Source organism: Brevibacillus sp. MS2.2 (assembly GCF_013284345.1).
GTDB lineage: Bacteria > Bacillota > Bacilli > Brevibacillales > Brevibacillaceae > Brevibacillus > Brevibacillus brevis_C.
The window spans coordinates 43,061-54,975 of the sequence record NZ_JABSUZ010000036.1 but is presented as its reverse complement, the minus strand read 5'-3'; the positions used below and the strand labels follow the sequence as shown (position 1 = coordinate 54,975).

The following is an 11,915-nucleotide window of genomic DNA, read 5'->3' as shown; positions in this document are numbered from 1 at the left end:
GTATACTAACAAAAAAATCGATGACGAAAACCAAATCATTGCAGCACCCATCTGGCACGATGCTCCGGCGATGCGAGCAGCCGGTTTCCTCAAATCGACCGTGAATGATTTACTTGCTTATTTGGAAGTCTTTCGTTTGGGGGCAACGGGAAACCCGACATCGATTCTGTCTGCCGATAGCGTCCGGCAGATGCTCACTCCCTTTGCTCGTGTGGACGGACACCGCTCCTACGGCTATGGTCTGATGGTCTCGCCGGCCTTTCCGGAGGGCTCTCTGGTAGAGCATGGCGGATCGCTGAAGGGAATCAGCTCGCACATTTTTTCGGTTCCGGATCAAGGGATTACGGGTGTGATTCTGGTCAATCTCGATGGAGTGAGCGTCCGAGAGTTGGTCATCGGCTTTTTGAACAGTTATTTTGCAAGACCGGCTGGAGCTCCGGTCTATGCTTATGATCCATACGAGGTCACAGATGAGCAGTTGTCACTGTACGAGGGTCGCTACTCTTCGCAGGAATGGGTAAGCGCATCGATAGCCAAAAACGAAGGCAAGCTATTCCTGGAGGTGGATGGTCTCTCGTATCCACTGATACCAGTACAAAAAGACAGCTTCATTTTCCAAAAAAGAGATTCCATCCCTTGGATTGAGTTTTTCCGGGATGAAGACGGGCAAATAGCGAGGATGAGCTACGGATTGCGTCAGTTGACGAGGGAATCCACAAAATCGCCAAGTTAAACAAATAAACACAAGGATAGGAATCCTATGGGGTTCTTATCCTTTTTCGTTTCAATCAGGCAGCCGCTTTTGTCTTTGTTTTGCTTTCTATGCCCAATCCAAGCCATAATAGAGACAATACATACAGGATGTGATTACGCTTGCAGATCATTGTTTTTGACCTTGAAACGACACTGACTTATCAGAGAGACAAGATCCCGGAAATTATTGAGATCGGAGCGGCAAAAGTCGTACCCGGAAAAAATGGCGTGGAGGTCGACACATTTCAGCGCTACACCTTTCCAGCGATTGAACGTAGGATCACGGAGAGAACGCGCAAATTCATTGGTCTCGATAAAGAGAACATGCCAACCTTTATTCCGTTTCGCCGGGCATTCGCAGAATTTATGAAGTGGATTGGCACCGATTCTGAATACTACTTGTGCACATGGGGGCAAGACGACAAGCGGCTGATGATCGAGCATTGTGCGCGGTTTGGTTTGGACTTCAACTGGATGCGCAATTACAACGACATCCAGCCGCCAATTAGCATGCTTTTGGCTGATCGCAAACAGATGAGTCTGAAAGAAGCGATCGACACGGCAGGAATCATCCAGGAGGGTAGGTTGCACTCCGCCTTGGTCGATGCCATCCACACAGCTCATTTGCTCATCAAATACAACAAGACGGTACACCTGAAAGAAAACACGCCAGAAGAGAACTACAATTTGTCGAGCTCGTTGTATATTACGTGCCGATCCTGCAAAAAAAGCAAATACTACACGGCTTTCGGGCGAAAAAGCAGAAGATGCGAGGCTTGCTTGCAGCATCGCAAGAAGTTGGAAAAAGCCGCAGAAGCAGCAACCGTCCAACAGAGCTAACGGGAGAGTACAGAGATGATACGACAAGCACAATCAACTGACAAAGAGACCGTCGTGACGATGATTGGCGAAGGCATGCTTTGGAGGACCGAAGAGATTGTTGATATCGTGGAAAAAGCTACGGTTTACATCTGGGAGGAGGATGATCAAATCATCGGCTGTGGCACTTATGATTTGAACTCCTCTGGAGAAGAAGGGACAGCAGAAATATACGTCTATATACGGCCAGACCATCGAAAGCGGGGAATCGGCTCCCGGCTGTTCGATAAGCTTTGGCTGGAACTGCAACAGCATGAGGAGAAGCCGACGGCAGTCATGGCTACCTATCGGGTTGACCACGGGCAGGGTGCTGATTTCTTTTCCAAGAGAGGCTTTGCTTCTATCTGGGGCCATCATCTGATGAAATACACAGGAGAGATCGGGCCTGCGCCGACACTAGACGTACGCAAATTCACCGAGCCCGATATGGATATGTATATCCAATCGCAGAGTGACGCTTACTATGAGGTGCGCAAAGGCATCGACCTTCAGCCATACCGTTTGGCGGATTATCCTGAGAAAACGATGAACGCATGGAAGAAATGGCTCCTGAACGATATGAGAGAGGATATTTATTTGTTCGAGCATGAGGGAGTATTCGTAGGGTCCCTGATCATCACAGGACATGGCGAGGTTTACGATGTGTTCGTAGATCCCGTGCATCAAGGCAAAGGCTACGGCAAAGAGCTTGTCCGCTTTTTTGTGAACCAGACGCTGGAAAAGGGCTTGCAGCCGTATCTCGTCACAGGTACTCACAATGACCCTGCGATTGCCTTGTACGAACGGACAGGCTTCCAGACGTTTCAGACGACCACGACAGCGAAGAGAGGCTTTGCGTAATCCGCTCAAAAAAATGCCGCAGGGATTAGACCCAAGCGGCATTTTTCATTGTGACCGATAATCTATACCCCGAGCAGGAGCAGGATAATGGACGTCAGACTAAAGCAAACACTGATCAAGCACAGGAAGGTGACGACCTGTTTTGGATTGAGTCCAGAACGCAGCAGGCGATAATGAACCTGGCTGGCATCTGCTTGGTAGATCGGCTTTCCTTGCAGGAAGCGTTTGGTCACCACAAACAGATTATCAAAAATCGGCACACCGAGTGCTAAAATCGGAATGAACAAGGAGAGAACGGTTGCTTGCTTAAAGGCACCATCCAACGCGATGACCGCCAAGATAAAGCCGAGGAAGGTCGCGCCTGCATCTCCCATGAAAATTTTGGCCGGTGGCTTGTTGTACCGCAGATAAGCCAAGGCAACACCGATCAGACTAATCGCCATAATCGCAGATGTGCTTTGTCCTTTAACCAAAGCGACTACGAAGAGCGTGCCTGCGGAGATTGCAGAAAGCCCTCCAGCCAAACCGTCCATGCCATCCGAAAAATTGATGACCGTCGTTACTCCGAAAATCCACAGGATAGTCAGGATGAACTGCAACCATTCCGGGAGCAATATGTATTCGCCACTCAAAGGATTGTAAAAGCCGGAAAAAGTAATTCCCGACAAGTAGACAATCACGGCGGCCGATACTTGGACGATCAGCTTGGGCAGGGCGGAAAAATCCTTGCCTTGCGTCTTGTACCAGTCATCAATGGTACCAATAATAAGCAGCAGTAGTGAGCCTGACAGAACAGCGATCGTTTGCCCGGTAGATTCTTTCGAGAAGAGCAGAAACGATGCAGCAAAGCCGACAAAAATAGCGTAGCTGGCGGTCAATGGGATAGGCTCCCGGTGAATCTTTCTTTCCACGTCTTTACGTGGCTTGTCCACAAAATCAAGGCGAAATGCCAATTTAGCCAGAGGCGGAATCAGCACCATAACGATACAAAACGACAGTAAAAACGAAAGAGCGTACGTTATCGTGACCATCTCCTACAGGTAGTGAGCTTTCTATATGCAAAGATACTCGCATACCGTGTTGTTTGACAAGTCTATTATAGGAAGGATTCCAAATTTTGTCGACTCTTGTAATCACGCGAGGGTGAGGTACCAAAAAAAGTTGGTACTTATCTCCAACAGAACGGATCCCTATAATCCTTCGTAGGAGGGATCCAGATGGAATACTTGTCATTATGGTTTATCGTAGGGATCATCTTTTCTATAACACTCGCGGCGAAACAGATCAAGCCTTGGCTGAAATTCGTTATATTCGGTTACTACCTTGTGCTATCCTACCTATTTATCTCACGTAAAGAACAGATATATAGTGAATATCATCGGGTGCCCGTGCCGGAACAGTTCTGGGAAACCAACTCGGACTGGGTGGGGTTCATGCTGGGCTTTTATTTTGTCCCGTTCCTTCTCATCCTGCTGTTCATCTACTTTTGGCTATTTCGAAATGCCAACAGTGTGAAGAAACGTTTTTTCATTGCTCTTACCATTGTACCCGCAGCAATTATTTATTTATGCTTGCTGTTTGTTTTCAGTATGTACGGATATCGACCTTGATAAGGTGATGTTAGATTATCTTACATGATTTTGATTTCTCCGTTATAGTGTAAGAAGGGAGAAAAAATCTTCTTCAAATACGGAGGGGCTGTTATGAAGTCAGCGCTTTGTTATCGGGAAGGAATCGAATTTTCAGAGGAAGAACTGCGTCAACTGTCCCAATTGCTGATCGATGTTGTGGAGGATGGGGCTTCCCTTGGCTTTTTACCGCCGATGAAGCTGGAAGAAGCACGCACCTATTGGACTTCGGTGCTCCATGAACATGTGAAAATTTGGGTAGCAGTACAGGAAGATATCATCGTCGGAACCATCCAGCTCCATCTGGTGAGTCGTCCAAATGGATTGCATCGGGCAGAGATCGCCAAGCTGATGGTTCATCCCAGAGCGCAACGTCAAGGAATTGGTCGTGGACTGATGCTGCTGGCGGAGGCAAGGGCTCTTGCTGATAACCGAAGCCTCCTCGTTTTGGATACACGAGCGGGCGATCCGTCCAACCAGTTGTATCAGTCGATGGGCTATCAAGAAGCAGGGCGCATTCCGGGGTTTGCCCGATCGGCTGATGGCAGCCTGCATGATACCGTCCTTTACTTTAAAACAATGGAATAGTCGAACAAGCTACAAGCGGACGGTTAACAGGCGTCCGTTTTTCTGTTTAAATAGTATGAAAAGTTTCCGATGCGAGGAGGTTCTTATGAAGGTATCCAAACTGAAGTCTGGTCAAAATGTCATCATCCGATTAGCGGAGCTGACAGATGCTGAAGCCTTAGTTGCGTTCATACATCAGGTATCAGGAGAGACGGACAATTTGTCATTTGGCCCACAAGAATGGACAGTAGCCCCTGAGGAGCAAAAAGAAAACATCAAAAGATTTCAAGAAGCTCCTAATCAACTGTGTTTGATTGCAGAGGTGGACGGGAGAATTGTGGGGAACCTGACTTTTCGAGGGGGTATCCGATCGCGGACGCAGCATGTAGGTGAATTTGGGATTAGCGTCTTGAAAGAGTTCTGGGGATCAGGGGTTGGAAGACTTCTACTGGAATCCCTGCTGGAATGGGCCAAGCAATCAAAGGTGATACGAAAAATCAATCTGAAAGTCCGTTCAGACAACGATTCTGCTATTTATTTGTACAAAAAGCTAGGCTTCAAGGAAATGGGGACGTTGACGAGAGAATTTTTAATTGAGGATACATTCTACGATTGTCTTTGCATGGGCATCGAAATAGACTGAGGAACAGACCGTCAGGATTTTGACCTGACGGATTTTTTGATGAACAAAATACTGATTATTCAAACATACAGAAAGGGGCCATCATGAAAAGGAAAGTCTCTACGTTTTTTTTGCAAGGAACACTGCGGACGAAGATTCTCACGCTTTTTCTTTGTTTGATCGCAATCCCGTTAAGCTTGCAGGGAATCATCACGTACAACAAGTTTTCGGCTTCAACGGAATCGAGAACGGCTGAATACACAGGACAGATTGTGGGTCAGATCAATCGCAACCTGGAGCGCAATATTCGGGAGATGAAGCGTTTATCACTCATGCCGCTCTACGACCCAGAAGTCCTGTCCATTTTAAAAGAAATTCAGACAAATACGTCGGCTACTTCTTTTCTCTCCATGGAAAAAAGGGAGAAGATGACGCTGTATATATCCAGTCTTTCCTATAGCCGACCGGAAGTAAAAGGCATTCAAATCATTGCGGGGAATGGCATGATTTTTTCCAATCTGGACCCTTCTGTCATGAAGAGCAAGGGAGATTTGGCTGAAGAGGGATGGTATTCGCGCGTGATCACGGGACAGGGGGCAGCGGTCATAATTCCACAGCATCGGCCCGCCTATTACTTGGATACCTCTGGTGAGCGCTATGTGTCAGTGGCTCGATTATTGCGAGAGCCGTATACGAAAGTACCACTCGGAATCATGAAAATCGATATGAAAATGGACATGTTTGACCAGATTTTGTCCGATATGCCTTTTACCAAGGACGGGAGCTTGCTCATCGTAAATGAGGGAAACGAGCTGTTTTATGAAAAGCGGGAGAGCGAAGGCTCGCCGGGCTATCGTACTTTGCTGCAAGAAACCGACGGGATCAATCGTGGGGATGCGAACCAGAGGATGATTCAGGGACAGCGATATCTCTTCGTGGATCATCAATCGAGAGAGACGGGGCTTGTGGTGATCAGTTTGATACCGCTCGATATCCTGCTTGCAGAATCCAATAGCTTGCGTAGTTTTACGATGCTGATTGCGGCGATGTTTTTACTCGTTGCTGGCGGGCTCGCGATTTATTTTTCCTATTCGCTCAGCAAGCCGCTCGTTCAATTGAAAGAAAAAATGCTGCAAGTAAAACGAGGGAACTTGCATGAACGAGTTCCTGTCGATTCCCAAGACGAGATCGGGAAGCTGAGCGAGCAATTCAATCAGATGGTCGAGGAAATCAACCGCCTTGTCAATGAGGTGTATCTCAGCAGCTTGCGTGAACGGGAGGCGGAGCTGGCGGCCTTACAGAGCCAGATCAATCCACATTTTATTTACAACACACTTGAATCGATCAATATGATGGCGATCCGCTCGGGTAACTACGATGTGTCAGACATGGTTTCTTCGCTCGGAAAACTCATGCGCTATACGGTCGCTCGAGAGGATGGGCACGTTACGCTGAAACAAGAGATGGTATCGTTAGAATCCTACATTCGTATCCAAAAGATTCGTCTGGGAGAGCGCCTTCAGGTGTATATGGACGTGGAAGAGAGCCTGTCGGATCAGCGTATCCCGAAGCTGCTGCTACAGCCATTGCTTGAAAATGCAATGGTACACGGGATTGAACATCAGGAACAGGGAGGAACGATATGGCTCAGGGCGCTTTGTCAGGAGGGTGTCATGCATATCAGCGTGAGGGACAATGGCAAGGGAATGTCTGAGCAATCATTAACTCGTCTGCTCGCAAGTCTGCATACGCCTATGCAGCAGCATGAGATGACAGGAAACCCACACAATGGGACAGCATTGCGAAACATTTCCCAGCGGCTGACCTTATTGTTCGGGGAAAAGTACGGGCTAACCATTGTGAGCAGACCGAATCAAGGCACGGAAATTACGATGAAGATTCCGCTCGATTTCCAGAAGGGAGAAACACGCGATGTACAAAGTATTGCTGGTGGAAGATGAACGAATGATTCGGGAAGGCTTGAGAGCGTTAATTGAAAAAGGAACGTCTGGTTTTGCCGTCATGGCAGAAGCGGAAAATGGAAAGGATGCCCTGCATTATCTACGCACGGAAATGCCTGATTTGATTGTGACAGATATCCGCATGCGGGAAGTCGACGGCTTGGCGCTGATCGGGAAAATCCGGGAGATGTACGAGGATCTGCCCATCGTGATTATTAGTGGCTATGGTGATTTTCACTACGCACAGAAAGCGTTGAAGTACAAAGTCTCTGACTATCTTTTGAAGCCTATTGATCGATTAGAGCTGGTGAGCACGCTCACAAAAATCAGGCAAGTGCTGGATCGCAAAAAGAAAGTCCGGGAAGAAAGCAGCGTCGACGGTAGTCCTAGAGAAGAAAGACAAATCATTCGCAAGGTAAAAGCATTCATTCACGATCATTTGGACGGCGATCTGAGACTCCAGACGCTGGCGGAGTCTGTTCATTTGAATCCGATCTATTTGAGTCAATTGTTCAAGACCGAGACGGGGGAAAATGTCTCCGACTACATCACGCAGGTGAGGATGAACCGCGCCAAGCAGCTATTACACGAGACGAGTCTGAAGGTGTATGATATCGCCCGCTTAGTAGGGTATCAGAGCGCGAAGCATTTCATGCTGGTATTTAAAAAGGAAGTCGGGATGACACCCGGGAGCTACCGAGACCTCGAAGGCAGTGAAGATCTTTAAATCTCATACCAAATCTAAATTTCACGTGATTTATCTTACTATTCACTCAATTTTATACTGGTGACAGGGAAAACAGATAAGGAGGTACGCCATGAAAAAGGCAATCCTGTTGGCATTGTCTACTGCTTTGACAGCGTTTACATTTGGGTGCAGCAACACCGCGACGACTCCCGGTGACTCCGCAACGGGTCAGAAAGAAGCAGTCGAGCTTACGTTTTTAACATGGGGCAACCAAGCCCACCTAGACCTGTATACGAAGCTATCTGAAAAATTTACGCAACAAAATCCGACCATCAAGGTGAAGCTGGAATCTGTTCCATTCCCCGATTATCAGCAAAAGGTGACGGTGCTCGCTGCTGGTCAGGAGCTGCCTGACATCGGTTGGGTGTCTGAACGAATGGTACCACAGTTTATGGAAAATGGGATTTTGGAAGATGTCTCGGATGTAAAGAACGACACTGCTTTTAAGCTGGACGACTTTATTCCGTCGACGCTTGAGCTGTTCCGAAAAGACGACAAACTGTACGGACTGCCGTTTTCTACCCCGCCTACCGTGATGTTTTACAACAAGGACTTGTTTGACAAGGCAGGCTTGAAATCCCCGAACGATCTAGCGAAAGAAGGAAAATGGACGTGGGAGGAATTCGAAAAGTCGGCGCAAGCGATCTCGAGCGGAACAGGAGCAAGCAAAATCTACGGGGCCAACTTCTTCCGCGATTGGAAAACGTGGATCATCCTGTCTTCCTATTCATGGTCAAATGGCAGCGGCCCGTTCAACAAAGAAATGAATCAGTTTACGTGGAATGACCAATACGGGGTGGAGACACTCAGCATGCTCCAACGGATGATGTTTACAGATGGATCGCATCCGAAGGCGGGTGAGCAAGTCAGCTTTGAATCAGGCAAAATTGGCATGTTCTTTGATGTGTACAGCTACGTTTCGAAGGCGCGGACAATCAAGGACTTCAAGTGGGACATTGCTCCGATGCCAGCGGGTTCAAAAGGCTCGGCACCGATGCTCGGTCAGGCAGGATATTCGATTTTCAAAGGAACAAAGCATTTGGAGGAGACTAAGTTATTCCTCAAATTCCTCGCGAGCGAGCAGGGTGTCCAGGAGACCTCGACTTACTTTGTACCACCGCGCTTGTCCGTGCTGAATTCCGATCCGTTTTTGAATGTTCCAGGCAACCCCGACCCTGCACACATCAAGCAGGCGGTTATCGACGAGATGCCTAAGGCACACCTGCAGCCAGGGCATGTTGATTGGCAAAAAATCGACACAACGATACTGGCTGGTTTTGATCAATTATTCGGTCAAACGGCACAGCCTGCGGATATCGTGAAGTCGCTGGAAGAGAAAGTCAATCCGATCATGAAAAAGTAAGCTCGTCACAACGGTCTGGGATACAGGCCGTTGTGACTTGAGTGGGAGGTTATGATGAATCGTTTTCGACAGGCACTGGAAGAGAAGCCTTTTCTGCTCATGGTCAGTCTCCCGCAAAACGATGAGACCTTGGCCAGAGCAGCGATGGAGGAAGGCGCAGATGGCTTGAAGATGCACATCAATGTGTACCATCGTGCCAGTGGCAACCGGTTCGGTCCTCTGGCTGAATATACGGACTTTCTCCAAACGATACGCAGCCAGTTCGCGGGGCCGATTGGCATTGTTCCGGGCGGATCAATGGAGGAACTCAATCCCGAGGAAATCAAGCAGTTCGATTCGCTGGGAATCGACTTCCTCTCCATCTATGGTCATCATTTGCCAGCGTCCCTTATGAAAATCGAAGGGGTGGCGAGTACGTTTGCCATCGATGATCAGTTTGATTTGTCCCGATTGGAAGCCGTGAAGCATTTTCCTATGACCGCATTGGAGGCGTCGATTATTCCGGGAAGTGAGTATGGCACGAGGCTTACATTTGCCGACCTGCTCACCTATCGGTACATCGTTGAGAAGGCGGGCATCCCCATCATCGTCCCGACACAGCGAAAAATTATGGCGGAGGATATAGGAGCTCTACGAGAAACGGGGGTTCGTGTCCTGTTAGCTGGAGCGATGGCGATTGGGAGGACCGAGGATGAAATGCGCCGTTCTATTCATGCATTGCGGAATGCGATCGACAACTAAGGAGGGATCGTATGGAGAGCAAGTTGAATGTCCCGCTCTCTCCTGACAAGAGAACAAGTGGCACAAGGAAAAAATCCTTCAACCGGGAAGCGAATTTGACGGGATGGCTGTTTGTCAGCCCGATGGCCATCGGGTTTGTGGTGCTGTTGCTAGGACCACTTTTGCTCGCGCTGTACATGAGCTTTACGGATTGGCCGTTACTGGGGGAAGCCGAATTTATTGGTTTGGAAAATTACAGAGCGATCTTTCAGGATGCCGAATTTTGGAGGGTTGTGGGCAATACATTTACGTTCTCGGCCGGTCTCGTCCCCCTGAACATCGTGCTGGCGTTGGGGTTGGCTTTACTGCTCGTGCGCAAGCTGCCCGGGATCGGGATTTTCCGCACAGCTATTTTCGTGCCAGTCATGACATCACTAATCGTCTGGGCGATTGTGTGGAAGTATTTGTTTGCGACAGACACAGGGTTTATCAATCAAATTTTGCAGATGTTCGGGATTACAGGCCCCTCATGGCTGTACAATCCAAAGCTGGCGATGCCGGTGGTGATCGTGACAAGTGTCCTGAAAAATGTGGGCTTGAACATGGTTCTGTTCATTGCTGCCTTACAGCAGGTGCCCGTTCACCTGTATGAGGCGGCGCGTATTGATGGAGCCAGTCGGACGCGTCAATTGTTTCAGATTACGATCCCGATGATCAGTCCGACGGTTTTCTTAACCACGTTGTTGACGATCATCGGCTCGCTCAAGGTGTTTGGGCAGATTTACGTCATGACCCAGGGTGGGCCGGATAACAGTACAAAGGTGCTCGTCTATTACATATGGGAGCGCGCCTTCAAAAACTTTGAATTCGGCTATGCGTCTGCACTTGCCTTTGTGCTCTTCTTTATCATTTTAGTGTTTACGCTCTTGCAGTGGCAGTTTAGAAAAAGGTGGGTGTTCCATGAAGAGTAATCGCCACGGATTACAAGCGGGCAAGTTATTGGGGATTGGCGGTCACTATGTCGCGTTAGGAGCGATCTCCCTACTGATGCTGGTGCCTTTTTTGTGGATGCTTTCTACATCATTAAAAGAGCCAGCCAAAATATTCGTCTTTCCGCCAGAGTTTATCCCTTCGTCGATCCGCTTGGAGAACTACACGGAGGTTTTGGCGAATACGCCATTTCATTTGTTCTATTGGAACAGCCTGTACATTGCGATTTTGGTCACGGTTGGAACGGTATTATTTGCCTCGATTGCGGGCTATGCGTTTGCCCGAATCCCGTTTCGCGGACGGAATATCGTCTTTCTGGTGCTGCTGTCGACGATGATGATCCCGCATGAAGTGACGTCGATTCCGATGTTTTTGTTCATGCGCATGCTTGGGCTTATCAACACGCATGTGCCGCTGATTGTGCTTCCGATATTCGGGGCAGGCGGAATTTTTGGAGTGTTCGTCATGCGCCAGTTTTTCCTCGGGATTCCAAAAGAATTGGAGGAGGCGGCGATGATCGATGGCTGCTCGCGTTGGCGGATTTACTGGAGCATCATGCTGCCATTGGCGAAGCCAGCTATTGCCACGCTGACGATTTTTACGTTTTTGACGAGCTGGAACGAGTTTTACGATCCGCTCATTTTCATCAACGACAGAGAGCTGATGACACTGCCACTTGCTTTGTCCTTGTTTACCGATGAAGTAGGGACAGCGTGGCATCATCTGATGAGTGCGTCCGTCATGGCGACCTTGCCGCTTTTGATCGTGTTCTTTTTCGCCCAAAAGCAGTTTATCGAGGGTGTATCGATGACGGGTCTCAAAGATTAGAGGAAGCATGGATGGA

13 protein-coding genes are annotated in these 11,915 nt (G+C 48.4%); 12 read left to right on the top strand and 1 reads right to left on the bottom strand.

Annotated features, from left to right (window positions below; genetic code table 11):
* The 3 genes from HP568_RS24595 to HP568_RS24585 form a co-directional block, all read left to right on the top strand.
* The coding region (locus HP568_RS24595) for a serine hydrolase (RefSeq protein WP_173630492.1) at positions 1–733 on the top strand (733 nt) is incomplete at its 5' end.
* A gap of 140 nt (positions 734–873) precedes the next feature.
* Positions 874–1,593, top strand: a complete 720-nt coding sequence (locus HP568_RS24590; RefSeq protein WP_048034391.1) for a 3'-5' exonuclease — start codon at positions 874–876, stop codon at positions 1,591–1,593.
* 15 nt (positions 1,594–1,608) lie between these two features.
* Positions 1,609–2,472: a GNAT family N-acetyltransferase gene (locus tag HP568_RS24585; RefSeq protein WP_173630491.1), complete on the top strand. Its 864-nt coding sequence runs from the start codon at positions 1,609–1,611 to the stop codon at positions 2,470–2,472.
* 62 nt (positions 2,473–2,534) lie between these two features.
* Here the strand turns inward: HP568_RS24585 and HP568_RS24580 are convergent, their stop codons facing one another.
* Positions 2,535–3,503, bottom strand: a complete 969-nt coding sequence (locus tag HP568_RS24580) for an MraY family glycosyltransferase (protein WP_048034389.1) — start codon at positions 3,501–3,503, stop codon at positions 2,535–2,537.
* A 186-nt stretch (positions 3,504–3,689) separates the two neighbouring features.
* Between HP568_RS24580 and HP568_RS24575 the strand changes: the two genes are divergently transcribed.
* From HP568_RS24575 to HP568_RS24535, 9 genes are all read left to right on the top strand, one after another.
* Positions 3,690–4,082: a hypothetical protein gene (locus tag HP568_RS24575; protein WP_048034388.1), complete on the top strand. Its 393-nt coding sequence runs from the start codon at positions 3,690–3,692 to the stop codon at positions 4,080–4,082.
* A gap of 93 nt (positions 4,083–4,175) precedes the next feature.
* Entirely contained in the window at positions 4,176–4,688 is a 513-nt protein-coding gene (locus tag HP568_RS24570) for a GNAT family N-acetyltransferase (RefSeq protein ID WP_173630490.1), read from the top strand.
* Positions 4,689–4,773: 85 nt separating this feature from the next.
* Positions 4,774–5,310 (top strand): GNAT family N-acetyltransferase, encoded by a 537-nt coding sequence (locus tag HP568_RS24565; protein WP_173630489.1) that lies wholly within the window; start codon positions 4,774–4,776, stop codon positions 5,308–5,310.
* A gap of 83 nt (positions 5,311–5,393) precedes the next feature.
* Positions 5,394–7,250: a cache domain-containing sensor histidine kinase gene (locus HP568_RS24560; protein ID WP_173630488.1), complete on the top strand. Its 1,857-nt coding sequence runs from the start codon at positions 5,394–5,396 to the stop codon at positions 7,248–7,250.
* Positions 7,222–7,977 carry a response regulator transcription factor gene (locus tag HP568_RS24555; protein ID WP_173630487.1) on the top strand — a complete coding sequence of 252 codons (756 nt, stop codon included), beginning with the start codon at positions 7,222–7,224 and terminating at the stop codon, positions 7,975–7,977. Before HP568_RS24560 ends, HP568_RS24555 begins: the two co-directional genes overlap by 29 nt.
* A gap of 91 nt (positions 7,978–8,068) precedes the next feature.
* Positions 8,069–9,361 carry an ABC transporter substrate-binding protein gene (locus HP568_RS24550; protein ID WP_173630486.1) on the top strand — a complete coding sequence of 431 codons (1,293 nt, stop codon included), beginning with the start codon at positions 8,069–8,071 and terminating at the stop codon, positions 9,359–9,361.
* Positions 9,362–9,415: 54 nt separating this feature from the next.
* Positions 9,416–10,102: a hypothetical protein gene (locus HP568_RS24545; RefSeq protein WP_173630485.1), complete on the top strand. Its 687-nt coding sequence runs from the start codon at positions 9,416–9,418 to the stop codon at positions 10,100–10,102.
* Positions 10,103–10,113: 11 nt separating this feature from the next.
* The gene (locus tag HP568_RS24540) at positions 10,114–11,052 is read left to right on the top strand and encodes a carbohydrate ABC transporter permease (RefSeq protein ID WP_048034381.1); all 939 of its coding nucleotides are present in this window, start codon (positions 10,114–10,116) and stop codon (positions 11,050–11,052) included.
* Positions 11,042–11,899 carry a carbohydrate ABC transporter permease gene (locus tag HP568_RS24535; protein ID WP_173630484.1) on the top strand — a complete coding sequence of 286 codons (858 nt, stop codon included), beginning with the start codon at positions 11,042–11,044 and terminating at the stop codon, positions 11,897–11,899. Before HP568_RS24540 ends, HP568_RS24535 begins: the two co-directional genes overlap by 11 nt.
* Positions 11,900–11,915: the final 16 nt, after the last annotated feature.